Annotated in this window: 21 protein-coding genes; 7 read left to right on the forward strand and 14 right to left on the reverse strand. The window is 62.8% G+C overall.

What is annotated here, in order from left to right; all coding sequences use genetic code 11:
• Positions 1-354: 354 nt before the first annotated feature.
• A complete protein-coding gene (locus NPS56_RS30020) occupies positions 355-1,257 on the forward strand; it encodes an alpha/beta fold hydrolase (RefSeq protein ID WP_274078006.1) in 903 nt (300 codons plus the stop codon).
• Here the strand turns inward: NPS56_RS30020 and NPS56_RS30025 are convergent.
• Positions 1,226-2,209, reverse strand: a complete 984-nt coding sequence (locus NPS56_RS30025) for a GlxA family transcriptional regulator (RefSeq protein WP_274078007.1) — start codon at positions 2,207-2,209, stop codon at positions 1,226-1,228. The two genes, NPS56_RS30020 and NPS56_RS30025, sit on opposite strands and share 32 nt — an antisense overlap.
• 89 nt (positions 2,210-2,298) lie before the next feature.
• On the opposite strand from NPS56_RS30025, the gene inhA reads away from it, so the two are divergent.
• Entirely contained in the window at positions 2,299-2,985 is a 687-nt protein-coding gene (gene inhA, locus NPS56_RS30030) for an isonitrile hydratase (RefSeq protein WP_274078008.1), read from the forward strand.
• Positions 2,986-3,254: 269 nt separating this feature from the next.
• Here inhA and NPS56_RS30035 read toward each other — a convergent pair whose 3' ends face one another.
• Entirely contained in the window at positions 3,255-3,743 is a 489-nt protein-coding gene (locus NPS56_RS30035) for an SRPBCC family protein (RefSeq protein ID WP_274078009.1), read from the reverse strand.
• A 146-nt stretch (positions 3,744-3,889) separates the two neighbouring features.
• On the opposite strand from NPS56_RS30035, the gene NPS56_RS30040 reads away from it, so the two are divergent.
• The gene (locus NPS56_RS30040) at positions 3,890-4,291 is read left to right on the forward strand and encodes a lysozyme inhibitor LprI family protein (RefSeq protein WP_274078010.1); all 402 of its coding nucleotides are present in this window, start codon (positions 3,890-3,892) and stop codon (positions 4,289-4,291) included.
• Positions 4,292-4,418: 127 nt separating this feature from the next.
• Here NPS56_RS30040 and peaD read toward each other — a convergent pair whose 3' ends face one another.
• From peaD to peaA, 4 genes are all read right to left on the reverse strand, one after another.
• On the reverse strand, positions 4,419-5,537 hold the full coding sequence (peaD, locus tag NPS56_RS30045) for a quinohemoprotein amine dehydrogenase subunit beta (protein WP_274078011.1): 1,119 nt from the start codon (positions 5,535-5,537) through the stop codon (positions 4,419-4,421).
• Positions 5,538-5,575: 38 nt separating this feature from the next.
• Positions 5,576-5,899 (reverse strand): quinohemoprotein amine dehydrogenase subunit gamma, encoded by a 324-nt coding sequence (qhpC, locus tag NPS56_RS30050; protein ID WP_008016081.1) that lies wholly within the window; start codon positions 5,897-5,899, stop codon positions 5,576-5,578.
• 1 nt (position 5,900) lies between these two features.
• The gene (gene peaB / locus NPS56_RS30055; RefSeq protein WP_274078012.1) at positions 5,901-7,331 is read right to left on the reverse strand and encodes a quinohemoprotein amine dehydrogenase maturation protein; all 1,431 of its coding nucleotides are present in this window, start codon (positions 7,329-7,331) and stop codon (positions 5,901-5,903) included.
• An 81-nt stretch (positions 7,332-7,412) separates the two neighbouring features.
• Positions 7,413-8,993 carry a quinohemoprotein amine dehydrogenase subunit alpha gene (gene peaA / locus NPS56_RS30060; protein ID WP_274078013.1) on the reverse strand — a complete coding sequence of 527 codons (1,581 nt, stop codon included), beginning with the start codon at positions 8,991-8,993 and terminating at the stop codon, positions 7,413-7,415.
• A gap of 509 nt (positions 8,994-9,502) precedes the next feature.
• Between peaA and NPS56_RS30065 the strand changes: the two genes are divergently transcribed.
• Positions 9,503-10,993: an aldehyde dehydrogenase family protein gene (locus tag NPS56_RS30065; RefSeq protein ID WP_274078014.1), complete on the forward strand. Its 1,491-nt coding sequence runs from the start codon at positions 9,503-9,505 to the stop codon at positions 10,991-10,993.
• 124 nt (positions 10,994-11,117) lie between these two features.
• On the opposite strand, the gene qhpG is transcribed toward NPS56_RS30065, so the two are convergent.
• From qhpG to NPS56_RS30100, 7 genes are all read right to left on the reverse strand, one after another.
• Positions 11,118-12,413: a flavin-dependent monooxygenase QhpG gene (gene qhpG / locus NPS56_RS30070; RefSeq protein ID WP_274078015.1), complete on the reverse strand. Its 1,296-nt coding sequence runs from the start codon at positions 12,411-12,413 to the stop codon at positions 11,118-11,120.
• Positions 12,410-13,087 (reverse strand): subtilisin-like serine protease QhpE, encoded by a 678-nt coding sequence (qhpE, locus tag NPS56_RS30075; protein WP_274078016.1) that lies wholly within the window; start codon positions 13,085-13,087, stop codon positions 12,410-12,412. The genes qhpG and qhpE overlap by 4 nt, the downstream gene beginning before the upstream one ends.
• Entirely contained in the window at positions 13,077-14,795 is a 1,719-nt protein-coding gene (locus NPS56_RS30080) for an ABC transporter ATP-binding protein (RefSeq protein WP_274078017.1), read from the reverse strand. The genes qhpE and NPS56_RS30080 overlap by 11 nt, the downstream gene beginning before the upstream one ends.
• A complete protein-coding gene (locus NPS56_RS30085; RefSeq protein ID WP_274078018.1) occupies positions 14,795-16,699 on the reverse strand; it encodes a sigma-54-dependent Fis family transcriptional regulator in 1,905 nt (634 codons plus the stop codon). Before NPS56_RS30085 ends, NPS56_RS30080 begins: the two co-directional genes overlap by 1 nt.
• A gap of 246 nt (positions 16,700-16,945) precedes the next feature.
• Positions 16,946-17,971, reverse strand: coding sequence for a histone deacetylase family protein (locus NPS56_RS30090; protein WP_274078019.1), 1,026 nt, complete (start codon positions 17,969-17,971; stop codon positions 16,946-16,948).
• 154 nt (positions 17,972-18,125) lie between these two features.
• On the reverse strand, positions 18,126-19,355 hold the full coding sequence (locus NPS56_RS30095) for a Zn-dependent hydrolase (protein WP_274078020.1): 1,230 nt from the start codon (positions 19,353-19,355) through the stop codon (positions 18,126-18,128).
• A 129-nt stretch (positions 19,356-19,484) separates the two neighbouring features.
• Positions 19,485-20,795: an MFS transporter gene (locus NPS56_RS30100; protein ID WP_274078021.1), complete on the reverse strand. Its 1,311-nt coding sequence runs from the start codon at positions 20,793-20,795 to the stop codon at positions 19,485-19,487.
• 409 nt (positions 20,796-21,204) lie between these two features.
• Between NPS56_RS30100 and NPS56_RS30105 the strand changes: the two genes are divergently transcribed.
• The 3 genes from NPS56_RS30105 (at position 21,205) to NPS56_RS30115 (ending at position 24,225) form a co-directional block, all read left to right on the forward strand.
• On the forward strand, positions 21,205-22,446 hold the full coding sequence (locus NPS56_RS30105; RefSeq protein ID WP_274078022.1) for a molybdopterin-dependent oxidoreductase: 1,242 nt from the start codon (positions 21,205-21,207) through the stop codon (positions 22,444-22,446).
• A gap of 10 nt (positions 22,447-22,456) precedes the next feature.
• On the forward strand, positions 22,457-23,104 hold the full coding sequence (locus NPS56_RS30110) for a c-type cytochrome (protein WP_274078023.1): 648 nt from the start codon (positions 22,457-22,459) through the stop codon (positions 23,102-23,104).
• 203 nt (positions 23,105-23,307) lie between these two features.
• Positions 23,308-24,225 (forward strand): LysR family transcriptional regulator, encoded by a 918-nt coding sequence (locus NPS56_RS30115; protein WP_274078024.1) that lies wholly within the window; start codon positions 23,308-23,310, stop codon positions 24,223-24,225.
• A gap of 30 nt (positions 24,226-24,255) precedes the next feature.
• On the opposite strand, the gene mrdA is transcribed toward NPS56_RS30115, so the two are convergent.
• On the reverse strand, positions 24,256-26,148 hold the full coding sequence (mrdA, locus tag NPS56_RS30120; RefSeq protein ID WP_274078025.1) for a penicillin-binding protein 2: 1,893 nt from the start codon (positions 26,146-26,148) through the stop codon (positions 24,256-24,258).
• Positions 26,149-26,317 lie beyond the last annotated feature (169 nt).

The raw sequence follows: 26,317 nt of genomic DNA on the forward strand, positions 1-26,317 counted from the left end.
TGTACTTGAGAACGCCTTCGCCGGCAAGCCGGCTCCTACAGGTTCGATGTCCGGCGAGGGTCTTGTGTAGGCCAACGTCCTACATTTCATAAACAAAATACGCGTCCAGCCCCCGGAAATACCCGGTTGCAAGCCATTACATCCCCACCTAACATCGATGCTCTACGGGTACAGCGGAGCTGTCCAACCCACCCGCATTCAAGGAACCAGAATGTCCCAACGCATCCATCGCAGCATCGACCTGCCCCTTCGAACCGGCCTCAACCGCGACGAACCTGTACCCATTGCCATCATCAGCGAAGATCATTGGCAAAGGGTGCTTTTCGGATAAGCCAACTCAGGCGGGAGTGTCCAATGAACAATGATGCGCGGATGCAACATGTCCTGACTCCAAGCCTGAATCTCGCCTACGAGGAACACGGCCCCATCACCGGCGAGCCGATCATTTTGCTCCACGGCTTCCCCTACTCCCCCCGCGCCTACGACGAAATCGCTCCACCCCTCGCCGCCAAGGGCTACCGAGTGATCGTGCCCTACCTGCGCGGCTATGGCCCGACCCGCTTCAACAGCCCCGACACCCTGCGCTCCGGTCAGCAAGCCGCCCTCGCCCAGGATTTGCTCGATCTGATGGACGCCCTATTCATCCCGCAAGCCGCCCTTTGCGGTTACGACTGGGGCGGTCGGGCGGCGTGCATTGTGGCGGCGCTGTGGCCGGGGCGGGTTCGTTGCCTGGTGACCGGTGATGGATACAACCTGCAGGACATTCCCCGCTCGACCCGGCCACGGGACCCGGAATCCGAGCATCGCCTCTGGTATCAGTACTATTTTCACACGCCGCGCGGCGTTGCAGGCCTGACTGAAAATCGCCGGGCCCTGTGTGAATTGCTCTGGAAACTGTGGTCGCCGACCTGGGCCAAAGGCCCTGAGTTGTACCCGTTGAGCGAGCCTGCCTTCGTCAATCCGGATTTTGTCGAGGTGGTGATTCACTCATACCGGCATCGGTTCATGTATGCGCCGGGCGATCCGGCGCTGGAGTCGATGGAAGAGGCGCTGACCCAACAACCGCCGATCAGCGTGCCAACGATTTCCCTGTGCGGCGCCGACGATGGCGTGGGCCCGGCACCCGAGATCGACGACGACATCGAACACTTCACCGGGCATTACGAGCGCCGGGTGCTGGCCGGCGTCGGGCACAACATTCCCGAAGAAGCGCCCGAGGCTACGCTCAAGGCGTTACTGGATCTGCTTGCGCGCTGACTGAAAAGCGCTCGCGATAGGCCTGCGGTGTTACCCCCATGGCCCGCAGGAAACTGCGGCGCAGGGTTTCTTCGCTGCCGAAGCCGCATTGCACGGCCACCCGCTTGATTGGCACGCCGGTATCGCTGAGCAGGCGCCGCGCGGTTTCGACGCGGATCAGCTCGATGGCCCGGGCCGGGGTCTGGCCGGTGTCGGCGCGGTAGTGACGGACGAAGCTGCGTTCGCTCATGCCGGCCTGCAGGGCCAGGGTCGGGATGCCGAGGTCTTTGCTGAGGTTTTCACTGATCCAGGCGTGAAGTTCATCGAAGCGGTTGCCTTCTTTCTGCAAAGACAGGGTCACGCTGAATTGCGACTGGCCGCCCGGGCGTTTCAGAAACACCACCAGTTGCCGGGCGACTTCCAGGGCCATGGTCCGACCGAGGTCGGCCTCGACCATGGCCAACGCCAGGTCGATGCCGGCGGTGACGCCGGCCGAGGTCCAGACCGGGCCGTCGTTGATGAAGATCGGATTGGGCTCGACCTGCAATTGCGGGTGTTGCTGCGCCAACTGTTCGCAACGGGTCCAGTGGGTGACAACACGCCGGCCATCGAGCCAGCCGCTGGCTGCCAGCAGGAACGCCCCGGTGCACACCGATGCCACGCGCCGGCACTGCGCCGCATGCTCGCGCACCCAATGGACAAGTGAGGGGTCCTGCGCCGCCGCATAGACGCCCCAACCCCCGGCGATGATCAGGGTGTCGCTGCCCTCCTCGGGCAAAGGCTCGGCCAGCAACGCCAGGCCCGCCGACGACATCACCGCCCCGCCACCGCTGGATATCACCGACGGCGCATAAGGGGGCGGCGAACCCTGCTGGCAGGCGATGTCGTTGGCCGACGCAAACACCTGCAACGGCCCGGTGACATCGAGCACTTGCACGTTGGCGAACGCGAGCACGTGAATGGTTTTCGGCATGTTGGCGTAATTCGTGGGGTGATTGGCGTGTACGCCAAATCCTAGGCGCCTACAGTGAAGGCGTCCACCCACTCCAGGAGAAAAACACCATGACCTTGCAGATCGGTTTTCTGTTGTTTCCACAGGTGCAGCAACTCGACCTGACCGGCCCGTATGACGTGCTGGCCTCGCTGCCGGACGTGAAGGTGCATCTGATCTGGAAGGACCTGATGCCCATCACCGCCAGTACCGGCCTGATGCTCAAGCCGACCGTGACCTTCGACGATTGCCCGGCGCTGGATGTGATCTGCGTGCCCGGGGGCAGCGGAGTCGGGCCGTTGATGGAAGATGAGCAAACCCTGGCGTTCATCAAGGCCCAGGCTGCCAACGCGCGGTACGTGACGTCGGTCTGCACCGGTGCGCTGGTGCTGGGTGCGGCGGGCCTGCTTCAAGGCAAACGGGCCACCACCCATTGGGCGTATCACCAATTGCTGGCGCCGTTGGGAGCAATTGCGGTGAAGGATCGGGTGGTGCGCGACGGCAATCTGCTGACCGGTGGCGGGATCACCGCAGGCATCGATTTCGCCCTGACCCTGGCCGCAGAACTGTTCGACCGGGACACGGCAGAGCTGGTGCAATTGCAACTGGAATACGCGCCTGCGCCGCCCTTTCAGGCCGGTAGCCCGGAAACCGCGCCCGCCAGGGTGCTGGAGGAAGCTCGCGCACGTGCCGCTGCGTCATTGCAACTGCGCGCGCAAATCACCGAGCGTGCGGCGGCGAAACTCGACCGGCAATGAAATACCGGCTGCGGTTCACGCAGCCCGTATTTTTCTGACGCCCATAAAAAAACCCGCCGAAGCGGGTTCTTCCAAGACCATTACAACTCCCTGTCGTCAGCATCCCTTGCAAATGGCCGATCATCCGTGATCCTGAGCACTTCCTGTGCATCAGTGGATGGGGCCAGAATACGCATCGGATCCAATTTGTAACAGACGACATAGTTGTTTCCGCGTGTAAGACATTCGCTATAGATGCACTTCCAAATCTCTCCGACCGGTTATAACCGTCACTCGCCCGCACGTTCCCGGGCCTTGGCGTTTTCGGCGAGGAATTGCTCGAGACGGTTCAATTGCTCCTCCCAGCCACGGCTGTCCATGTAATACGCCTCCTTCTGGCGTACATCGGGAATGTGCGCGAAACCTGACTCGGACACCTTGAGCAAGGTACCGCCTTCGTAGTCTTGCAGTTCGAACTTGACCAGCGTGGTGGGCTCCTGGGAGTAGTCGATTTTCGGGTTCACCGCATAGGGGTGCCAGCGAAAGGAAAACAATTGCTGCGGCTCGACCCGCTCGACCAGCACGTTCCACAACACGTGTTCATAACCGGGATACGTAACCTGCCCCTGCGTCCACTCGCCGGCAATGAAACGCCGGCCTTCGAGCGCAACGCCGAACCACTGACCGAACGCCTCGGCATCGACCAAGGCGCGCCATACAAGCGCGCGTGGCGACTTGAGCATGATTTTGCGTTCAAAACTGTTGGGTACTGGTTTCATACGTCACCTCCTGTAATGAACAACAGTAGGCCTGTAAGACCACATGTCCAGCCCGAAAGTTGTATCAATCGGGCGTCAGTTGTCGAAATCGCCGTCTTTGCGTCGCTACACTGGCGCAAATTCCCCTGTTACAGCGAGCCTATTGCATGTACTCACGTTTCCTTCTGGCACTCACGCCTTTGCTGCTAATCACCCAGGCCCAGGCCGTGGACTGCGACAACGCCAGCGACCAGGCGACGATGAACCAGTGTGCCGCGCAGCAGCATGCGGCGGTGGACAAGGAGTTGAATGCGCTTTACCAGCAGATCACCACGCGTTTGAAGGGCGACCCTGACGGGAAAAAACTGCTGGTGGGGGCGCAGCGTTCGTGGATTGCGTTTCGCGATGCCGAGTGCAAGTTTTCGGCGTCCGGGGTGGAGGGTGGGAGTGTTTATCCGCTGATCTACGGCAATTGCGTGACCGAGTTGACCAAGGCGCGGGTGGAGACGTTCAAGACTTACCTGAAGTGCCCGGAGGGGGATTTGGGGTGTCCGGTGCCGGGGGTCTGATTTTGTAGTGTTTTTGAGGGCCTCATCGCCGGCAGGCCAGCTCCCACAAATACCGAGTTGAACCGCAGCTCTGCATTCAACATCGGCCACTGTGTGGGAGCTGGCCTGCCGGCGATGGCGTCAGTGATTACCGCACAAAAATCTGCGCCGTGGTAATCGCCATATCCCCACCCGGCAACTTGATGCTGCCCACCTGTTTCAGGCTGTCGGCATCGAAGATCGCCACATCGTTGAACGTCCCGGCCAGGTAGATCTTGCTCCCGTCCTTGTTGAAGGAAATGCAGTAGTAGGAGTGATCGAGCGTCGCCGCCTGGAGCATTTTCTTTTCCTTGATGTCGTACTTGGCCAGGCGGTTGAGCACGCCGAACATCAGGTTGGGATCTTTTGGCGAGCGCATGCCGCTGAAGTAGATTTCCGTCAGGGGCCCGAAGTCGGTGGTTTCGGTCTTGCCGGTCTTCAGGTCGACACTGAACAGGCCGTACAGGTATTCGGCGGTGGCCGGGTCCTGCTGCTTGTCCTTGAATTTCGCCGCGGTGTAGAGCAGCGAGAAGTCATGCCGGTAGGTCTGCTGGTTCCACACGTAGAGCACGTCCGGCGCGCTGTAGTTCGCGCGTTTCCAGTGACGGCTGGGGATCAGCACGTCGAACTTGCCGGTCTGCACATTGACCTTGTAGACATCCGCCCCGGCCACGTACAGCGTGCCGTCGTCACCGCTCTGCATGATGGTCAGCTGGCGTGGCGCCGGGAAACTGCGCACCGGCTTGGCGTCCAGGCCAGCGTCGGTTTTGTACACGTCGAGCCGAGGCTGCTGCACTTCGTAGCGGTCGTTCATCATCAACGTCGGGTTGGCGACGGTGTACAGCTCTTTGCCGTCGTGGCTGACCGTGAAGGCGAACATGGACTTGGCCTTCTCACCCGGTTTCTGGGTGATGCTGGCGTGGAACACCTGCTTGCAGTTGTCCAGCTCGACGCCGTAGACATCCGCGTAATGGTTGTTCAGCACGTAGGCGGTCTTGCGGTCCGGCGCCAACTGCACGGAGCCGGGGCCGAAGGCGTCCGGCAGCTTGCAGGTCTTGTACAGGGTGTCGCTGGCCAGGTCGATCACGTGCAGGTTGTTCGGGTAATTGGTGGTCACCATGTATTCGTGACCGACTTGCAGCGCGGTGTTTTCATCGGCCAGGACCGTGAGCGAAGCGGCGCTCAGGACGGCGAAAGCGGCCAGGCCGCAGGCTTTGATGCTGTGCATGCTGGAATCCTTCTTCTTGTACGCTGCTTTCAAGGGCATCACTTGTCTTTGGGGAAGACAGTGCCGAGGTTGCGCCAGTTGTCGTTGGACGCCTGGGCATCCTTGTTCCAGTCCGGGTAGGTGCTCATCATGTCCGGCACCTGGGCCGGCCACCAGCAGGGATCGGAGCAGCCATACAGGTCGGCTTCCATCGGCTGGCAAAGCGACGACACACCGCCAAACGCATCGATCTCCCAACCCGGATCGGTGGTCGAGGCGCAACCCGCCACCGAGCTCATCGCCACCACTTCTTCGATGCGGTTTTCATCCGCGGCCTGATCCAGCTTCAACGCTTTGTTATTGATTGCCTTGAGATGTTTCATATCAGTGAGCCTTGCGCGGAGTGATGTAGCTGCTGATGAACGCAGGGTTGTGAGCCATGATCCGGGTGTAGACCTCGATACCGAAGTCGACCCAGTCACGCATCAGTTCGCAATAGTGATAGGTCGGGTGGGTCGGGTCGCCGTAGCGGGCGTAGCTCTCGTGGTAGCAGCCGCCGGAGCACAGGTTGCGAATCTGGCAGTCTTCGCAGCCGGTGTTGCTGCGGTCCAGGCGTAGCGAGAGGAAGTCGTTCAACTCCACCTGTTTCACGCCGCTGTGGACATTGCCGAAGGTCGGCAGGCTCGAACCGGTAAAGCGGTGGCACAGGTTCAATTCACCCTTGTGATCCACCGCCAGCATCTTCAGGCCCGCGCCGCAGGGCAGCGCCTTTTTGTGACCTTCGTGGATGTCGGTGATCAACTGGTGCAGGTTGGAGAAACCGATGTTGCGGTGCTCCAGCGCCGCTTCCAGGTAACGCCGACCGAGGCGTTTCATGCTGGCGAAGACTTCGATCAGCTCGTCGCTGGTGAGGTTGAAGCTGCTGATATCGCCCGACGTCACCGGGGCAAAGCCGACTTCGGCGAAACCCAATTCGTTGAACAGGTGATCCCAGATGGTTTCGACGTCGGTGACGCCAGTGGTCAGGGTCACCCGCGCGCCCACCGGACGGCTGTTGTAGCGAGAAAGCAGCATTTCGGCCTTGCGCCGCACCACGTCATAGGTGCCCTGCCCGCCCACGGTGATGCGGTTGCGGTCGTGCACGGTTTTCGGCCCGTCGATGCTGACGGACAGCCCGAAGCGGTGGGCATTGAGGTAGTCCACAGTGTCTTCGGTGAGCAGCGTGGCGTTGGTGGTCATGACGAACTCGACGAACTTGCCGGCTTCGCGAAAACGCTTCTCACAGTAATCGACCATGTACTCGATGAGCTTGCGATTGCTCAGCGGTTCGCCGCCGAAGAACACAACCGTAAACCGCTCTTCGTCCGGGGATTCGCGTAGCAGCATTTCCACCGAGGCGATCGCCGTTTCGACCTCCATTTTCTTGCCCGCCGAGGGCTTGTCGAGGTCTTCCTTGTAGCAGTAGGTGCAGCTCAGGTTGCAGCCGGTGTTGACGTTGAGCACCACGGTATTGATCGCCGTGCGCTCGACGCGTTTGGCGGCGATGTCCGGTGTCAGCGGCGAGCCGTCGCTGACCAGTTCCAGGGCCATCAGCTCGCGCAGGGTCTCGGTGATTTCCTCGCCGTTGAAGCGCGCGGCCAGGCGCTGGATCAAGTCGTCCGAAGAACAGCCTGGGCCGCGCAGGGTATCGATGATGGTGCCCGTCAGTTCATCGCTGGCGAACAGCGAACTGCTGGGGATGTGAAACAGCATGCGGTCGGCATCCACCAGCACTTCGTGCAGGTTGCGTTCGACCAGATTCAAGATAGCGCCCATTGCAAACCTCCTGGGCAAACCCCGGTTGCGGGGCCTGCGATCATTCCGAAAAAGTGTCTGAAGCCGTTTGGGTCAGCCAACTCAAGGAATGGGTGGATTGTTCCAGCGTTGCACGGTGACGATCATGTGGCCTTCGCCGGTCAGGGATTTCCCTGCATCGTCGACGGCGGCGATCACCTTGAGGTTGCCGGCATTGTTGGTGGACATCTTGCGCGCCGGGTTCGGCCCGGCATCGCCCGGGGTGAACACGCCCGTGTCGGCATGCATGGTGCCGGCGAACTTGACGTCTTCGTCTTCCTTGGCGCGGTCGTCGAAGGCTTCGACCTTCCACTGCGCCGGGAACACGCCGATGCGATACGGCTTGCCGTCGGCGCCCTTGCCCCAGGCCTCGGCATCGAAACGGCCCTGGACTTTCGGCGTCGAACCACCGCCCTCGCCGATCCGTGCCACCGAGAATTCCGGCACCACCTTGACCTCGGCGATCTTGCTGTACACCGACAGGCTCGGGCCTTTCAGCGTACCGACGCTGACCGCGCGCAGGCCCGGCTGGGCATTGGCCGCTGCCTTGAGCTTGACCTTGATCTGCTCCGGACTCTGCGAGACGACTTCGAGCACTTCCACGCCTTTGCCGAAGTTCGGCTTGCCGGTCAGGCCGCTGCCGATCAGGGTCACTTCGCTTTCGCTGCCGGCCTTCACATAACCCGGCTGCACCGCCAGCAAACGCTGGCTGCCCTGCTTGGCGGCGACGAAGTCCAGGCCGCGTTCATCGTGCTCGGCCTCGAACATGCGGCCCTGCATCGCATTGCCCTGGGCGGCGAACACCTGGCGCATGGTCACGCCGTCGATGCTGACGTTGCCGCGCCATTCGTAGCCGCTGTAGAGAATCGCGCTGCCCTCGCCGTTGAACGGCGTGCCATCGGCGTATTGGCCCTTGACGCTGACCTTGAAGGTGTCGCTGCCGTCGGCGGTCACGCTCATCACACCAGCCAGTTCGCCTTTGCCCGGCAAGTGTCCGCTGAAGCTCCAGTCACCCACCAGCGCCTCGCTCTTCGGCGCGCTGCTCAGCCATTGTTTCCAGGCCGGGTTGTCCAGCGCATAGCGCTTGGCCAACAGCGGCACCATCTCTTTACGGGCAATGTCGAACCAGTCGCGGTCGCGGGACAACGCCTGATATTCCAGCGACGGCCACTGGCCGAGGTGGAAGTTCACCAGGCGCTCCCATTCCTGGGCGGGACGGCGTTGCAGGGCGACCCGCGCACCGGAGTGGCAGCGGCCGCACATTTGGCTGGTCTGGTCGTCGAACTTTTCGACGGTGTTGAGCCGGCGCTCCATGGCATAACGCACGCCGTCGGTCTCGCTCGGCGCCAGGCCCTGGGTGTCGGCCAGGTACTTGACCAGCGTGCGACGGTCTTCATCGCTGATCTGCAGGCCGTGCATGGTCTGCATCCGCGCGATGCTCATCAGCCAGCCTTCCGGGGTCTTGCGCTGATGGCTGATGCGGCTCAGGGCGTTATCGGCTTCGGGGGTGTGACAGCCCTGGCAGGTTTCCTTGAGGATGGTCTGGGCGTCGCGGGCTGCCAGGCTGTGAGACGAATGCAGCGCTAGACAAGCCGCTACGGCCAGCAGGCTGGCGCTCATGCCTGAACGGAGTTTTCTCTTCATCAACGTCGAACCTCGCACGGTGCTTTCTTATTTTTGTGGCTTATCGTTTTTTGGGTTTCTGCCGCCGGCGGTGAGCCGCTGACGGGGGCAGGAGAAACGTCTGCGATGAGCAATACACGGAGCGTGCCAGCTTGTGAATATCCAGCTGAATCAATTACTTGTTGGTAAAGACCAAGGTTTTTCCAGGGGTGTCATCCGCGTTACACGTTTAAATTCGCGACAACTGTTTCACTCTGAGACAAGCATAGCCCTCTGTAGGAGCTGGCTTGCCAGCGAAGGCGGCCTGAAAATAAAAGGTGATCTCAAGGGCCTCTTCGCTGGCAAGCCAGCTCCTACAGGGCGTGGTGTTTCTGGTGTCTCACGCAGTCGCAATCTGCGACGTTTGTCGACGTCATGGCGATCCGGGAAACAGCTGCCAAACCCGTCAAATCAGGCTCTCGTTGCAAAAAACCATAACTGGCACAGCCATTGCGAAAGACCTCGCCACACGAACAAGACGAGGTTTCATCATGTCGCTTCCCAACCTGCTTCCCGCCACTTCGGCCTTCATCCAGCGCGCCCCGCGCATGCTCATCAAGGGCGACTGGGTCGAGGCCGCCGATGGCCAGACCATGCCCCTGCACAACCCGGCCACCGGCGAAGTGCTGTGCGTGGTGCCGCGCGCCACGCCGGAAGATATCGACCGCGCCGTGCTCGCCGCCCGCCAGGCGTTCGATGATTCGGCGTGGACCCGCACTCGCCCCCGGGAGCGGCAGAACCTGTTGTGGAAACTGGCCGACCTGATGCAGCGCGATGCCGAGCTGCTGGCGCAGCTGGAGTGCCTGAACAACGGCAAGAGCGCGGCAGTGGCGCAGGTGATGGACGTGCAGCTGGCCATCGATTTCCTGCGCTACATGGCCGGGTGGGCGACCAAGATCGAAGGCTCCACGGTGGATGTGTCGGCGCCGCTGATGCCCAACGACCAGTTCCACAGCTTCATCCGTCGCGAAGCGGTGGGCGTGGTCGGCGCCATCGTCGCCTGGAACTTTCCGCTGCTGCTGGCCTGCTGGAAACTCGGCCCGGCCCTGGCCACCGGCTGCACCGTGGTGCTCAAGCCCGCCGACGAAACCCCGCTCACTGCGCTGAAACTCGCCGAGCTCGTGCTGGAAGCGGGTTACCCCGAGGGCGTGTTCAACGTGGTCACCGGCACCGGCATCACCGCAGGCTCCGCCCTGACCCACAACCCGCTGGTGGACAAGCTGACCTTCACCGGCTCCACTGCCGTGGGCAAGCAGATCGGCAAGATCGCCATGGATTCCATGACCCGGGTGACCCTGGAACTGGGCGGCAAATCGCCGACCATCGTCATGGCTGATGCCGACCTGCACACCGCCGCAGCCGGTGCCGCCAGCGCGATCTTCTTCAACCAGGGCCAGGTCTGCTGCGCAGGCTCGCGCCTGTATGTGCAGCGCAAGCATTTCGACAATGTGGTGGCGGACATCGCCGGCATCGCCAACGCCATGAAGCTCGGCAATGGCCTGGACCCGAGCGTCGACATGGGCCCGCTGATCTCGGCACGTCAGCAGGAGCGCGTCTACGGTTACATCGAAAAGGGCCGCGAAAGCGGTGCGACCATCGCCTGCGGTGGCGAGCAGTTCGGCCCGGGCTTTTTCGTCAAGCCGACGGTGATCGTCGATGTCGATCAAAAACATTCGCTGGTGCAGGAAGAAATCTTCGGCCCGGTGCTGGTGGCGATTCCCTTCGACGACGAAGCCGATGCGCTGCGCATGGCCAATGACAGCCCTTATGGTCTGGGCGCGAGCATCTGGTCCAATGACCTGGCGGCGGTGCACCGGATGATCCCGCGGATCAAGTCCGGCTCAGTGTGGGTCAACTGCCACAGCGCCCTGGACCCGGCGTTGCCCTTTGGGGGGTACAAGATGTCGGGGGTCGGGCGCGAGATGGGGTATGCGGCGATCGAGCATTACACTGAATTGAAGTCGGTGTTGATCAAGCTCTAATCGGCGGCGCCCTCACGGCCGCCATCGCCAGCAGGCTAGCTCCCACAGGGGATTTGTGATCGACACAAAACTACTGTGGGAGCTAGCCTGCTGGCGATAGGGCCAGGCCAGCCAATTGCAAGGGTCAGGGTTTGTATCCCTGAGCCAACAACCACCCCCGAACCATTCTCCCCTGCTCCACAGTCAAACCTGCCAGTGCCTGCTCAGCCGGCTCACTCCACAACCGCCGCACCAACGGCGCCAACTCCACCCCCTGCACATGCCAGATCCCCAACGGCTGGTCCGCCGTGATCACCACCTCGGCCTCATCGACAAACCCATCCTTCAACACCGGCGCCCGCTCAATCCGCAACGCACTGAAATCCGCCTCGACATGGGCCACCTCGGCATCCGGCCATTGCCGCCGCGCCTGCCAGAATGGCTGGTCAAGCCAGCGCTGCTCATCGGCATAAAAATCCCGGCCAATGCGCGCAAACCGCAGGAACAACTGCTCCACCCGCTGCTGGTGAAACCGCTGGGCCAGGCCCGCCCGCTCAGGTTTGCGCAACAAGGTGTTGATCACCGTCGGTGCCTGCAACGCCGAGGACAGGGATTGAAAGATACCGTTGCCCGACAGCGGGTCCACCGCCATCGCCGCATCACCGACCCGAATCCAGTGCTCGCCGCACACCTGTGGGCTGAGGATCGCCGTGCTGCTGCGGGCATGCAGTTGCAGGTCGGCCTCTGGCTCGGCGCCGAAAAAAGCCCGGGCCACTGCCGATGCCCGCCGCCGTTGCCGGCAGTATTCAAGCAGCTGCGCCTTACCTGGCAACCCGGCACTGGCCACGTCCACCGTCCATTGCCAGTAGCATTGACCGTCGTCCCGTCGCGCCATCCAGGCCCAGCCGTCGGCGAGGCTTTCCACGGCGCTGGCGGTCGTGCCCGGTGCGCCTTGCCAGCGATTGAGCAGGCTGACCGTCTCCGGCCCGCGCAAGCCTTTGCCCAGGGCCGGCGCCTGGCGTCCGCGCGCTTCCACGAGAAAATCCGCGTCCAGTGCTTCACGCCCTTCGACCTGGATCTGATGCCCCGAGGACGATGACAACACGCCGAGCACCCGACCTTCGATCAGGTCCACGCCCGCCTCGCGCAAGTCTTCGCGCAAGCCCCGGTCGAAGGCCGGGCGGTCGAGCAGGAATTCGATGTTTTGCGCATGCTGCTGGCCGTTCCAGTTCACCTGGCGTTGCGAAGGCAGTGTCGCCTGCGCCAAGGCCTGCTGCAGGCCGGCGCCGCGCAAGGCTTCCAGCACCCGCACGGAAACCCCCTCCAGCGCGGCAAAACGGCGCCACTCGCAGACCAGCGTCACCGGATATCCCAGTCGGCGCAAGCCCAGCGCCACCGCCGCACCGGCCGGGCCGGCACCCAGCACCACAATCGTACTCATGGGCCGCGACGCCGTTCGGGGCCACGGTAATGGGCGTTGTCCCGCAGGCACTGGACGATCTGTTCGTTGCTCGCCCCGGGATGCTCGACCAGGAAAGCGGCAATATGCCCGCTCAACGCCGCGCAGCCGAGGCTCGCCCCCGATTGCCCGGGATAGGTGCCGTGCACGCAAGCACCGAAATCCGCCTGGGCACTGTCAAGCCATGACCATTGCAATTCGGTGCATCGCGCATCGCCGGTCACGCGCAGCACCTGAGGATAATTCGCCGGAAACACCCCTTCGCCCTGGGCCGGGCTGGACGCGCACAGCAGCACGCCCCGCGCCACCGCCGCCGCGCAGGCGTTGCGCAGCAGGCTGCGATCCTGGCGCAGGCCCAGGCTCAGGTTGATCAAGCGCACGTCCTGCGCCACCAGCCAGTCGATGGCCGTGGCGATCTGCAAGGCGCTGGTCACCCCGCGCTGGTCGAACACTTGCGCAACGCAGAACAGCGCCGAGGGTGCACGCCGGCCGATGGCTTCGATCACCGCGCTGCCATGGCCCAGCGGATCGTCACGTAAATCGCTTTCGGCCAGCCCGTCCTCCACCAGGGAAAAACGCCGGCCGGCGACCACTTGCACCCGTTGCGCCGCCGAGTGACCGCTGTCTACTACGCCAATGCACAGCTCAGGCCTCATGCAGCACCGTTTTCGACACCAGCACGCCATCGAGCAATTCAAAGCGCAGGTCGGCATCGGCCAGGGTCGAGGGGCGATGGCTGATGAGGATGCGCGTACGCCCGGCAAACAGCCGGTCGATGGCTTCGATCACTTCGCGCTCGGTGGCTTCGTCCACCGCCGAAGTGGCTTCGTCGAGCACCAGGATCAGCGGGTCCTGCAACAAGGCGCGGGCAATGGCGATGCGTTGTTTTTGCCCGCCGGACAACTGCTGGCCGCGCTCCCCCAACGGGCTGTCGAGGCCCTCGGGCAAGGTCGCGATCAGGCTGTCGAGTTGCGCCAGCCGCGCCACTTCGGCAATCGCTTCACGGCTGGCATCCGGCACGGCGTAGGCCAGGTTGTCGGCCAGGCTGCCGCGAAACAGCACGATGTCCTGGCTGACCACGGCAATGCGCCGACGCAATTCGAACAGGTCGAGTTCGCGTACATCCACCTCCCCCAGCAATACCCGGCCGGACTGTGGATCGTGATGGCGTTGCAGCAGGTCGATCAGCGTGGATTTACCGACGCCTGAGCCTCCGCTCAGGGCGACTTTCAACCCATAGGGAATGCACGCTTGGATGCCGCGCAAGGTCGTCGCCCGACCGGGATGACTGAAATGCACATCGTCGAATCGCAGATCGCCCGAAGTCGGCATCGACCGGGGCGCAACGGGAGTGAGCACCGTGGGTTGTTCGCCACGCAGTTCCATCACCCGCCCGAGGCTGACGGTCATCCGCTGCACCGCCACATACAGCCCGAGCAAACTCTGCACCGGTCCCACGGCCATGCCCAGGTAGGTGGAAAAGGCGATCAATGCACCCAACTGCCAGGTGCCCTGCACCACCCAATAACCGCCGATCAGGAATGCACAGGCCCGCGACAGCGAGGTCAGCGTACCCGGCACGGCCTGGGTGAAAAACTCGGTGACCTGCAGGCGCAGCAACTGGCTCATGTAACCCTGGCCCAGACTTTCAAGACGCCGAGCTTCGCGCTGCTGCTGGCCGGCGGACTGGATGAACTTCATCACCGGCAGCGTCTCGACCATGAACGACGACATGTCCGCCGAGCGTTCGCGCAACTGCCGCACATCGCGCTCGACCTTGCGCCGCATCCAGCGCAGCCAGAGCACGTCGAGGGGAATCAGCACCAGCGCCAGCAGCGACAGCTTCCACGACAGGGTCAGCAGCATCGCCACGGCCACCACCAGGCCGATCACGCTCGACACCGCCGAGAACAACGAATCCACGGCAAAGCGCTGGATCTCCGCCACGTCGCCATCCAGCCGCGACATCAGGTCGCCGATGCGCCGCTGGCCGTAGAAGCTCGGCGACAGGGTCTGCAAATGCCGGTACAGGTCATCGCGCAGGGCAAACAGCATGCGCCCGGACAAGCGCGTGTGCAGGTACCGGTTGATCCCGGACAACGCCGTGCCCAGCAAGCCCGCGACGATCATCAGCCCGGCGATCAGCACCAGCATCGGGAAGTTGCGCGCCAGCAGGCCATCGTCGATCAGCAGCTTGGTCAGCCACGGCTGCACCAGGACCAACGCCGAGGCGCAGACCGACAGGCCCAGCAGCCCGGCGATCGCCAGGCGGTGCGGGCGCACGAAGCTGTACAGCCAGCGCAACGCGGCTTGCAAAGCCTCGGGGTTCTGGCTGTCGATCAGCCGCACGATCAGGCGCTGCATCACGAGCGCAACTGTTTGAGCTTGCGATACAGGGTCGCGCGACTGATGCCCAGGGCGTCGGCAGCCGCCGAGACGTTGCCCTGATGGCTGTCCAGGGACTGGCGGATCATCTCCAGTTCGTTTTCACGGATGCTGCCGGCCTGGGGCCGTTCGCTGGCGTTGAGGTCGTCGAGCATGCTGTCGGGCAAATGATCGAGGGTGAGCACCGTGTCCCCGGGTTCGCGCATGGCCAGCGCGGTGCGCAGGACCATCTCCAGTTGGCGGATGTTGCCCGGCCAGTGATAGCCCTCGAGCAAGCGGTTCAAGTCGTCGTGCAGGACCATGTTCGGCGCGTCGAGCCTGGCCAGCAGACGGCCTACCAGTGCGCTGAAATCCTCGCGCTCGCGCAGCGCCGGGAGCATCACGCTGATGCCGTTGACCCGGTAGAACAGGTCCTCGCGAAAGTGTTTGTCTTCCACCAGGCGCTTGAGGTCGCGGTGGGTGGCGCAGATCAGCGCGACGTCGATGTCCTGCTCTTCGCCGGCGCCCAATGGCGCGACCTTGCGGTCCTGCAGCACGCGCAGCAGACGGGCCTGCAAGGCCAGCGGCATGTCACCGATTTCATCGAGGAACAAGGTGCCGCCGTGGGCCTGTTGCAGCCGCCCGACCATGCCGCCCCGGCGCGAACCGGTGAACGCACCCTCGCGGTAGCCGAACAGCTCCGACTCGATCAGGCCTTCGGGGATCGCCGCGCAGTTGACCGCGACGAAAGGTTTGTCGCAGCGGCTGCCGGCCATGTGCAGGGCACGGGCGATGACTTCCTTGCCGGTGCCGGTTTCACCCAGCAGCAACACCGGCAACTGGTTGGCCAGGCCTTGGCGGGCCATGCGCAGGGCACGGGCATAACGGGCGTTGCTGCCGGCCAGGGATTCCAGGTCGGGCTGGTTTTTCGCAGGTTTGGCGACGGTGCGTGGCGAGCTGCCGACGTTGATCGAGCGTTGCGGCGCGCGCAGGGTCTTGTAGAAGAATTCACCCTTGGCGGTCTGCAGACTGCCGATGCCGCCCTGATGCAGGCGTGCCAGTAATTGAAGGCCATCGACCCCGAGGAACTCTTCGCAGCGCCGACCGACCAGCGCCGAGCGTTCGGCATGCAACAACTGGCAGGCCTGGGCGCTGACCGCGAGGATCTGCCCGCCCAGGCTCACCGCCAGCAGGCCCTGCCACGGCGATTCGAGGTATTGACGGCGACTATGGAAAGCCAGGACGATTTCGTCCGGATAGCTTGAGTTGAAGACCCGGCTCTCGATCTGGCTGACGGCCATGGCCAGCAGCGCGGTGCTGTCGTGGGCGCGGCCCAGCGGGCCTTCGCGGGTCAGGTCGAGCACGCCGAGGATGTCGCCCTGGGGGCAATGGATCGGCACCGAGGTGCAGGAAAAATCACTGAGGCGATCCAGGTAATGTTCGCCGCAATCGATCAGGGTTGGCCGGGCCTCCACCAGGGCGGTGCCGAGGGCGTTAGTGCCGCGCGCGGCTTCGCTCCAGCAGGCGCCGAGGGTGATGTCCTGCAGGCCACTGCCCTTGAGGCGGTCGGCGCGGCCTTCAACGGCGAGGATGGTGGCGTCGGAGTTGGCGAGGATGATCAGCCCTTCCTTGCCCTGGCGTTCGGCCAGGTAATCGATCGCCGGCAACGCCGCATCGATCAGCAGGCGATTGCTCGCCAGCAACACATCGACGCTGGCACTCGATTCCAGCACCAGCTCATGCTTGGCATTGAAATGCACGCCATGGCTGAGGCTGCGCCGCCACGAAGCATCGATCTCCGCGCGCAGGACACCGTCCGGGACTTCGCCTTCCAGATGCAGTTTTTCCCGGGCCAGCCGGGCTTCACGATGCAGTTTGGGGGAGTTTGTTTTTATTAGCGTCATCAAGCGCTCCGGGTCGTCCGCCCTGCGCCTTCATACGTCGGCGCCCTGCCGCAATCTTTACGTTAACGTCAGGGCGATGGCAAGTGCCTTACGGCGCTTGTGTTCCGGCAGGTGGATCGTGTCATCGTTCTTCGCGAGCAAGCCCGCTCCCATACTTGACCGAGTTGGACCACAGGTTTGTGATCGACGCTGAACAATGTGGGAGCGGGCTTGCTCGCGAAGGCGATAGACCGGACAGCAAAAATTTCAGAGCTGCCAAACCTCAGGGCTCACAAAAAACGCCCGCGCATTATCCTCCAGACTCTCCAGGTGATACCCCCCCTCCTGCACGATCAAACACGGCAATCCAAGGCTGCGAATCCGCTCGCCGAGCACCGCAAACCCTTCCCGAGTCACCGCCACCTTGCTCTGCGGATCCAGCTCGAAAATATCGAACCCCAAGGACAACACCAACACCTCGGCACCGAACTCCGTCACCGCTTCCAGAGCTACATCCAGCTGCTCGAGGAAGTCGGCCTCGCTAGCCCCATGGGCCATCGGCAAGTTGAGGTTGAACCCCTCGCCCGCTCCGACGCCACGCTCATCGGCAAAACCCGCAACCCCCGGATAAAAATTGGTCGGATCGCCATGCACCGAGACATACAGCACGTCATCGCGATCATAGAAGATCTCTTGGATGCCCTGGCCGTGGTGCATGTCGGTGTCGAGCACCGCCACCCGCGCAAAACCACCACGCAACACCTGGGCCGCCACCGCGGCGTTGTTCAGGTAACAGAAACCGCCCGCCGCTTCGGCCCGGGCATGGTGCCCCGGTGGACGGCACAAGGCATAGGCCGCCGGTTCGCCATCGAGCAGGGCCTGGGCGCCGGCGACTGCGCTTTGCGCCGACCAGTAGGCCGAACGCCAAGTCTGCTCGCCCACCGGGCAACTGCCGTCGGCCAGGTAGCGCGCGGCTTGTGCGAGCACCCCGCGCAAGGCGTTGGGCTCACGCACGAAGATGTTCGACATCACCTCGTCGCCCCAATCCTCGGGGATCTCCTTCCAGCGCTGGTGGGCTTCCTGGAGGAACGCCAGGTAAGGCGCGCCGTGCACCGCCAGTAGCGGATCGAGCCCGGCATCAACGGGTTGTTCGACCTTGAAACCCAATGCCTTTGATGCCTGCACCAGGCGCTGGGCGCGCTCGGGTACTTCCTGGGGGGTGCGCATCTGGCCACGGGAGTAGTAGCTGCGTGGATGGTGGAGCAATTGTTCGGGGTGGAAAAAACTGCGCATGGAGTGAATACCTGTCAGTTAACTAAAATCTTGAAACTGAGTACGGCCTGAATGTGGGAGCGGGCTTGCTCGCGAAAGCGGTGCGTCAAATAACATCTGCATCGACTGACACTCCCTCTTCGCGAGCAAGCCCGCTCCCACATGGGAATAGTGTTTACCCAGTGACTTCGGCGCGAGCCAGCACGGCGTTGAGCAGCACATCAGTGCCCTGGCGCACATCTTCGGGCAACACATCTTCCGCTTCGTTATGGCTCAGGCCACCCACACACGGAATGAACACCATGGCCGTCGGGCAGAACCGCGCCAGGTGAATCGCGTCGTGCCCGGCACCGCTGACGATCGATTGCTGGGCGTAGCCCAGGGCATCCACCGCCTGCTGCACCGCCGCCACGCAATCGGCATCGAACGGCGTGGCCGGGCTGATCCAGTGTGGGGTAATGGTCAGGTTCAAACCGCGACCGTCGGCGATCGCCTGCAGTCGCGCACGAACCTGTTGCTCCATGGCCTCGATGGCTTCGTCGCGATGATGACGCAGGTCGACGGTGAAGTTGACCAGCCCCGCAATGGTGTTGCGCGAGGACTTGTTGATGCTCAACTCGCCCACCGTGGTCAGGCCTTCGGGGGCGAAATCGGCAGCCAGGCCTTCGATGGCCTGGATCATCCGCGCCACGCCGTTCAAGGCGTCCTTGCGCAGGGGCATGGGCGTCGTACCGGCGTGGGCGGCCATGCCTTCGACGCGCACGTCGAGCCAGCGGATCGCCTGGCCGCCGCTGACCACGCCGATGCTTTTTGCGTTGTCTTCGAGGATCGGCCCCTGTTCGATATGCGCTTCAAAGTATGCATCCACCGCACCGCCCAACGGACGATCGCCCGCGTATCCCGTGCGCTGCAGCTCTTGTGCGACGCTGATGCCATCGGCATCGCGCACCGCCAGCGCCGCGTCCAGCGGCATGATGCCGGTGAACACCGCCGAGCCGAACATCGCCGGGGTGAAGCGTGCGCCTTCTTCGTTGGTCCACACCGCCACTTCCAGCGGCTTGCGGGTCTGGATCCCCAGATCATTGAGGCAGCGCACCACTTCCAGGCCGGCGAGCACGCCGTACACGCCATCGAACCGACCGCCTTCAGGCTGGGTGTCGAGGTGGCTGCCCATCATCACCGGTGCGGCATCGGGATCGGTACCGGCGCGGCGGGCGAACAGGTTGCCGATGGCATCGACGCTCAGGGTCATGCCGGCCTCGCGGCACCAGTGGGCAAACAGTTCGCGACCGGCCTTGTCTTCGTCGCTCAAGGCCAGGCGGCAGCTGCCGCCACGGGCAGTGGCACCGATTTCGGCCATCGCCATCAGACTCGCCCAGAGGCGTTCGCCATTAATCTTCAACATAAATCACTCCAGGAAAATGCAAAACGACGCTTTGTAGGAGCCGGCTTGCCGGCGAAGAGGCCTTCAAGACATGCATCGATCTTTCGACCGTCTTCGCCGGCAAGCCGGCTCCTACAGTTCGGTTCGGCGTCAGGCGTTGGCCATTTCCACGCGTTCAGCACTGGCATGGCGACGGGCAAGGGACAGGACACAGATCAAGGACGTTGCGGCGATCAGGCTGTAGAACACCGCCATCGGCCACCATTGGCCGGCGAACTTGTGCGCCAGCATCGTGCCGATCAGCGGCGTCAAACCACCCGCCACGGCCCCGCAGATCTGGTACGCCAGGGAGATCGCGGTGTAGCGCACCCGGGTCTCGAACATTCCGCTGACGTACCCTGCGATCACGGCATAAAACGACGCCATGCACACCACCGCCAGGGCAATGCCGAGGATGATCAGCGGCGCCTGGGCCGAACTCACCAACACGAACATCGGGTAAGGCGAGGCCATGGCCAGCAGCGACACCAGGCACAGGAAACGGGTCGCACCGATCTTCTCGGCGACCCACGCCGCCAGGGGTTGAATGCAGAACTGGATGATCGCGACGACGAACAGGCACTCCAGGATCAACGAGCGCGGCAGCTCAAGTTGTTGCGTGGTGTAGGCGATCATGAAGGTGTTGGTGAAATACACCCCGGCGATGCCCAGGGTGTTGGCGCCGATGCACAACAGCAGCGGCCGCCAGGCGGTGCGCAGCACTTCCATGACCGGCGCCTGTTCCTTGCGTTGGTTTTTGCTGGCCTGCGCGCGGCTGGCGAGAAACTCCGGCGACTCGTTCACGCCCAGGCGAATGGCCAGGCCCACCAGCAACAACAGCGAACTGGCGAGGAACGGCAAGCGCCAGCCCCAGCTCATCAGGTCTTCTTCCGGCAAACGGGTGACCGCGCTGAAGGCCAGCAGCGACAGGATCAAACCCGCCGGGCTGCCCAGTTGCGCGAACGAGGCAAAGAAATTGCGTCGGCCCTTGGGCGCATGCTCGCCGGCCATCAACACCGCCCCGCCCCACTCGCCACCGACGGCAATGCCCTGGACGATGCGCAGCAGAATCAGCAACACCGGTGCGGCGGCGCCGATCTGCGCGTAGGTCGGTAGCAAGCCGATGCACACCGTGACCACGCCCATCATCAGCAAGGTGATGATCAGCGATTTCTTGCGGCCGATGCGGTCGCCGATATGCCCGAAGACAATCCCACCCAACGGCCGCGCAAAGAAACCCACGGCGAAGGTGCCGAACGCGGCCATGGTGCTGAACAGTTTGTCGTCGGAGGGAAAGAACAGCGCACCGAACACCAGCGCGGCGGCGGTGGCGTAGATGTAAAAGTCGTACCACTCGATCATGGTGCCGATAAAGGCTGCGGCAGCCGCACGGCGCGGCTGGGACGAAGCGGGAGGCTTCATGGGGGCGGACTCCTTTGTTTATATTTTTGGCAGGAGATAAACGAACAATCAGCGGCGCTCTGGCGGCGCCGGTCTGGTGATGATTTTTCGTCCGCGGGCGATGATTAGTCAATTTTCTATTTGTTATTTTAATTATAAACCACGCTTATAATTTGGGATTGCCGTGTCAGAGTGTGACTCGCTGGACAAGGTGCAGATCACGCTCAGCTGCTTCCAAATGTGGCCCCCGCATGGCCCGTCCTCTGTCATCAACTGCTAAATCACTGTCGCTCAATGAGAAGCAGACACCCCGCGCCTGGCGATACTGGTTGGCTCATCGAACAGTGACGCGACACGTCTAGACCGATGCCTTTGTGCCCTGATGGGGCTATCGGTTGCATCTCAAAAAAACAATCAAAGAGAGCGCAGAATGAAGTTCAGTTTTGTCGATAACAGCAAACCCACCCGACGGCGCGTTTTGCGCGATGCCTTGACCCTGGCTGTGGCCGCCTCCCCCTTGGCCAGCCTCGCCCGGGCAGCGGACGAAAGCGCCGAGGAAGTGACATTCGCGGCGGGCCCGCGGCCGCTGGTGCAATACCCGCAAAAGCGCCCGCTGACCCTGGTGACCACCCGCCCACCGCACCTGGAGACGCCCTTCGCGGTCTTCAACGAAGGGCCGATCACCCCCAATGACGCTTTTTTCGTGCGTTACCACCTGGCCAATTTCCCCACCAGCATCGATCCGGACAGCTACCGGCTGACGGTCAAGGGTGCGGTCGACACTGCGTTGTCGCTGTCCCTTGCAGAGCTCAAGGCGCTGGCGGAGCCGGTGGAAGTGGTGGCCGTCAATCAATGCTCGGGCAACAGCCGCGGCTTCTCGATGCCGCGGGTGTTCGGCGCGCAGTTGGGCAACGGCTCAATGGGCAATGCACGCTGGGTGGGTGTGCCGCTCAAGGCTGTGTTGGAAAAAGCGGGGGTGAAAGCCGACGCCAAACAAGTGACCTTCCGCGGCCTCGACAAACCGGTACTGCCAAGCACACCGGAGTTCATCAAGGCCCTGGACATCAGCCATGCCATGGACGGTGAGCCGATGATCGCCTGGTCGATGAACGGCACCGACCTGCCCTTCCTCAACGGTTATCCGATCCGCCTGGTGGTGCCCGGTTATTTCGGCACCTACTGGGTCAAGCACCTGAGCGAGATCGAAGTCGTCGACCATACCTACGACGGTTTCTTCATGGCCAAGGGTTACCGGGTTCCGGACAACGACTGTTTCTGCATCGCCCCCGGCACCACCCCGGCGCAAACCAAGCCGATCTCCAAACTGCCGGTGCGCAGCTTCATCACCAGCGTTAAACAGGGCGATGTGTTGCCGCTGAAAAAAAACGTGCTGCTCAAGGGCATCGCGTTCGACGGCGGTGCCGGAGTGAACAAGGTGGAACTGTCCATCGACGGTGGCAAGCTCTGGCGTGAAGCCACGCTTGGCCAGGACCTCGGCCGTTTCTCCTTCCGCGAATGGACGCTGGCGATCACCTTCACCAGCAAGGGCGCCACACAGCTGATGGTGCGCGCCACTAACAGCGCGGGCGAGACTCAACCGCTGCAAGCCGACTGGAACCCTGCCGGCTACCGCCGCCACGTCGTCGAAACCAGCCACGTGACCGTCGCCTGAGGAGAGCCGGATGAAACCCATGAAAATCATGACCCGCTGGCTGTGCGCGGCGCACGTTTGCCTGGCTGGCATCGCCAACGCAGCGCCACTGACGATCACCTTGCCGGCGGAAACGGCGGCGTTGAAGCCCAGTACGCTGCCTGGTTACGCGCTTGCCCAGCAGAAGTGTTCCACCTGCCATTCCGCCGACTACATCAACTTCCAGCCCCCGGGCATGAGCCTGGCGCAGTGGACGGCGGAAGCGGGCAAGATGCAGCACGTGTACGGTGCTCCGATCAGCGATCAGGACGTGACCATCATCGGCGCCTACCTGGCGGCCACCTACGGCAGTGCCAAGGCGAGCGATGCCGATGTACAGGCGGCCTCGAACCCGTCGGCGGGCCAACCAGCGCCAGCCCCTATGGCAAAAGTCGACGCCACGACCTTGCTGCAGAACAACGCCTGCCTGTCCTGCCACGCCATCGATCACAAGGTCGTCGGCCCGGCTTATCACGATGTGGCGGCCCGGTACGCCAATGACCCGCAGGCCCTGGCCAAGCTGACGTCGAGCATTCAGCACGGCGGTAGCGGCAAATGGGGGGATATCCCGATGCCGCCTTTCGCGCAGTTGAGCCCGGACGATCTGCACAGCCTGGCGACGTTCATCCTGCAGCAGTGAATCCATTGTGGCCTGGAGTGGTTTGAGCAGTCAGGGCCAAGTCGATCCATTGAGCATGGATCGACTTGAACAGCGGCCGGCGGCATGCGATCAGTTGATGCCTTGGCCCATGAGCTTTTCTGCGCCGCCAGGCGAACGATGTTAGGATCTGGCCCATTGCGGGGAGACCTGCCCTTTCATGTTTTTACTTTCCGTGAACACCTATGGACCGCCTGCTCAATGACCGCCTGGACTGGAACCTGCTGCGCACCTTTCGGGTGATCGGCCAGGAGCTGAGCATCAGCCGCGCGGCCGCCCGCCTGCACCTGACACAGCCGGCGGTGAGCCAGGCGCTCAAGCGCCTGGAAGAACAACTGGGGCGGCAACTGATCGCCCGGCGCGGGCCACGGTTTGCCCTGACCGAAGTCGGCGAGCAGATCTTCGCACTGGCCGGGGAAATCTACGGGCAGATGTCCCAGGTCAGCAGCGTGCTGGAACAACCGGCCGACGAAGTCATCGGCAAGGTGCGCCTGCTGATCATCAGCCGGATCTTCTCCGAGCGCTTCGATGACTTCCTCGCCGACTTTCATCGCCAGCACCCGCGGGTGGATCTGGAGGTCGAGGTGATGCGCAGTTCCGATATCGTCAGCGCCCTCCAGGAAAAAACCGCTACTCTGGGCCTGAGCCTCAACCGGCGCCCGCAGCCGCGCCTGGAACAGCGTCTCTTCCTGCGCCAGCGTTATGCGTTTTTTTGCGGCAAGCACCATGCGCTGTTCGGTCGACGTGACGTCGCCGAAGGGGATTTGCAGCGGGAGAATTTCGTCAGTTTCACCAGCGACCAGATTGGCGGCATGCTCTCGCCGTTGACGATCTTTCGCGACCAGCAGGGCTTCAGCGGACGCATCGTAGCCTCGTCGCCGAGCCTGGAAGAAGTGCGGCGACTGGTGATCGCCGGCTTCGGTATCGGTTGCCTGCCCGAGCACGTGGTGGCGGCCGACGTCGACGCCGGATTGCTCTGGCGCCTGCCGCCCCACGAAGGGATTGCCGATGTGGACATTCATTTGCTGTGGAACCGCGAGCAGCGCATGAGCCGTGCCGAGACGATCTTTCTCGAAAGCCTGCAACAGCGACTGACCGACTGAGCTCATGATTTTCTGCGGATGATAGATCGCTTATACGTGAGGATCGCCCGGTGCCTTGCTCGGCACGGCGTATTGCGGCTTGAGGTGGCCGTCCTGATCGAGTAGCCAGGCGTCCATGATCTGCCGCACCACCGGACCGGCGACACGGCCACCGGCCTCGCCGTTTTCGATCATCACCGAAATCACGATTCGCGGATGTTCGGCCGGGGCAAATCCGACGAACAAGGCATTGTCGCGGTTGCGCTCGCGGGTCTTCGCGCGGTTGTAACGCTCGCCCTGCTTGATCGCCACCACTTGCGCGGTGCCGCTCTTGCCGGCGATCCGGTACTGCGCCCCCGCCGCTGCCGCCCGGGCGATCCCGCGGGCGTCGTGCATCACCATCTGCATGCCGTGGTTGACCTGCTCCCAGTCGCGCGGGTCCTTGAGCAGGATATTCGGCATCGGATGCTCGTCCACCGGCGCGACCCCGTCGACGGTCTTGGCCAGGTGCGGGCGGTTCCACACGCCTTTGTTGGCGATCAGCGCCGTGGCCTGCGCCAGTTGCAGCGGCGTGACCTGCATGTAGCCCTGGCCGATGCCGAGGATCACGGTTTCCCCGGGGAACCACGGCTGACGCCGCGTGGCGCGCTTCCAGGCCTGGGACGGCATCAAGCCGGGGGACTCTTCGAACATGTCCAGCGAGACCTTTTCCCCGAGGCCGAACATGGCCATGTAGTCGTGCAGTCGATCGATGCCCAGCTTGTGCGCGAGGTCGTAGAAGTAGGTGTCGTTGGAGCGCATGATTGCCGCGTCCATGTCCACCCAACCGTCGCCGCTGTGGTTCCAGTTGCGGTACTTGTGGTCGAAGTCCGGGAGTTGGTAATAACCTGGATCGAAGACCCGGGTCTGCGGCGTGACGATGCCGGCGTCGAGCCCGGCAATCGCGACTTCCGGCTTGATGGTCGAGCCCGGCGCGTAGAGCCCGCGCAGCACACGGTTGAACAGCGGTCGATCGATGGAGTCGCGTAGCGCCGAGTATTCCTTGGAGCTGATACCGGTGACGAACAGGTTCGGATCGAAACTCGGGTTGCTGACCATGGCGAGCACTTCACCGGTCGACGGATCCAGCGCGACCACGGAGCCACGACGATCGCCCAGGGCGTGCTCGGCGGCCTCCTGCAGCTTGACGTCCAGGCTCAGGACGATGTTTTCACCGGGCACCGGATCGGTGTGCTTGAGCACGCGCAACACGCGGCCCTGGGCATTGGTCTCGACTTCCTCGTAACCGACATGGCCGTGCAGTTGCGACTCGTAGAATTTTTCGACCCCGGTCTTGCCGATGGACTGGGTACCTCGATACTCGACGGTATCCAGGACCTTGGACTCTTTCTCGTTGATCCGTCCGACGTAGCCGACTGAATGCGCGAAGTGCTCGGCCAACGGATAGTGCCGCACGAACTGCGGCTCGACATCGAGGCCCGGCAAACGGAACTCGTTGACCGCCAGTACCGCGATCTGCTCCTCGGTCAGTTCATAGAACAAGGTCACCGGCACGAACGGATGCCGTGCCTGTTTCATCGCCTTGTCGAACTGCGTGCGGTCTTCGGCAGGCAGGTGCAGCAGGCTGATCACTTCGTCCAGTTCCTGATTGACGTCGGACGCGCGTTCGCGAGTGATGGTCAGGTTGTAGCTGGGCCGGTTGTCCGCCAGGACCACGCCGTTGCGGTCATAGATCAAGCCGCGGGTAGGCGTGATCGGCAGCACGTGGACACGGTTGTTTTCGGAGATCGTCGAGTGATAATCGAATTCCACCACCTGCAGTACGTACAGGCGCACCACCAGTGCACAGGTGATGGCGACGACGAACAAGGCACAGGCCATCAGTCTCTTGTTGACCAGGCGCGTCTCTTTTTCGTGGTCTTTGATCGGAATCGGTTGGGGCATTTCTGTAGCAACTCTGAAAAGAAAATGCCGATCCCTGGGCTTGAAACAGTCCGTTAAAAAAACGAGCTGCACCATAACAAAAACTGCCGGGTCACTTTCGTGTCATTTTCTTTATGTTGGGCCGCGGAAAGCCGCCCGGAGCAACCGGCATCATGCAGGAAAAACGGGC

Origin of the sequence: Pseudomonas putida, assembly GCF_028682635.1 — a bacterium.
Taxonomy (GTDB): Bacteria; Pseudomonadota; Gammaproteobacteria; order Pseudomonadales; family Pseudomonadaceae; genus Aquipseudomonas; species Aquipseudomonas putida_AE.

Bases quoted from the DNA above. Each gene is read 5' to 3' on its own strand.
- NPS56_RS30020 (WP_274078006.1), top strand. From the start codon at position 355: ATGAACAATGATGCGCGGATGCAACATGTCCTGACTCCAAGCCTGAAT.
- NPS56_RS30025 (WP_274078007.1), bottom strand. From the start codon at position 2,209: ATGCCGAAAACCATTCACGTGCTCGCGTTCGCCAACGTGCAAGTGCTC.
- inhA (WP_274078008.1), top strand. From the start codon at position 2,299: ATGACCTTGCAGATCGGTTTTCTGTTGTTTCCACAGGTGCAGCAACTC.
- NPS56_RS30035 (WP_274078009.1), bottom strand. From the start codon at position 3,743: ATGAAACCAGTACCCAACAGTTTTGAACGCAAAATCATGCTCAAGTCG.
- NPS56_RS30040 (WP_274078010.1), top strand. From the start codon at position 3,890: ATGTACTCACGTTTCCTTCTGGCACTCACGCCTTTGCTGCTAATCACC.
- peaD (WP_274078011.1), bottom strand. From the start codon at position 5,537: ATGCACAGCATCAAAGCCTGCGGCCTGGCCGCTTTCGCCGTCCTGAGC.
- qhpC (WP_008016081.1), bottom strand. From the start codon at position 5,899: ATGAAACATCTCAAGGCAATCAATAACAAAGCGTTGAAGCTGGATCAG.
- peaB (WP_274078012.1), bottom strand. From the start codon at position 7,331: ATGGGCGCTATCTTGAATCTGGTCGAACGCAACCTGCACGAAGTGCTG.
- peaA (WP_274078013.1), bottom strand. From the start codon at position 8,993: ATGAAGAGAAAACTCCGTTCAGGCATGAGCGCCAGCCTGCTGGCCGTA.
- NPS56_RS30065 (WP_274078014.1), top strand. From the start codon at position 9,503: ATGTCGCTTCCCAACCTGCTTCCCGCCACTTCGGCCTTCATCCAGCGC.
- qhpG (WP_274078015.1), bottom strand. From the start codon at position 12,413: ATGAGTACGATTGTGGTGCTGGGTGCCGGCCCGGCCGGTGCGGCGGTG.
- qhpE (WP_274078016.1), bottom strand. From the start codon at position 13,087: ATGAGGCCTGAGCTGTGCATTGGCGTAGTAGACAGCGGTCACTCGGCG.
- NPS56_RS30080 (WP_274078017.1), bottom strand. From the start codon at position 14,795: ATGCAGCGCCTGATCGTGCGGCTGATCGACAGCCAGAACCCCGAGGCT.
- NPS56_RS30085 (WP_274078018.1), bottom strand. From the start codon at position 16,699: ATGACGCTAATAAAAACAAACTCCCCCAAACTGCATCGTGAAGCCCGG.
- NPS56_RS30090 (WP_274078019.1), bottom strand. From the start codon at position 17,971: ATGCGCAGTTTTTTCCACCCCGAACAATTGCTCCACCATCCACGCAGC.
- NPS56_RS30095 (WP_274078020.1), bottom strand. From the start codon at position 19,355: ATGTTGAAGATTAATGGCGAACGCCTCTGGGCGAGTCTGATGGCGATG.
- NPS56_RS30100 (WP_274078021.1), bottom strand. From the start codon at position 20,795: ATGAAGCCTCCCGCTTCGTCCCAGCCGCGCCGTGCGGCTGCCGCAGCC.
- NPS56_RS30105 (WP_274078022.1), top strand. From the start codon at position 21,205: ATGAAGTTCAGTTTTGTCGATAACAGCAAACCCACCCGACGGCGCGTT.
- NPS56_RS30110 (WP_274078023.1), top strand. From the start codon at position 22,457: ATGAAACCCATGAAAATCATGACCCGCTGGCTGTGCGCGGCGCACGTT.
- NPS56_RS30115 (WP_274078024.1), top strand. From the start codon at position 23,308: ATGGACCGCCTGCTCAATGACCGCCTGGACTGGAACCTGCTGCGCACC.
- mrdA (WP_274078025.1), bottom strand. From the start codon at position 26,148: ATGCCCCAACCGATTCCGATCAAAGACCACGAAAAAGAGACGCGCCTG.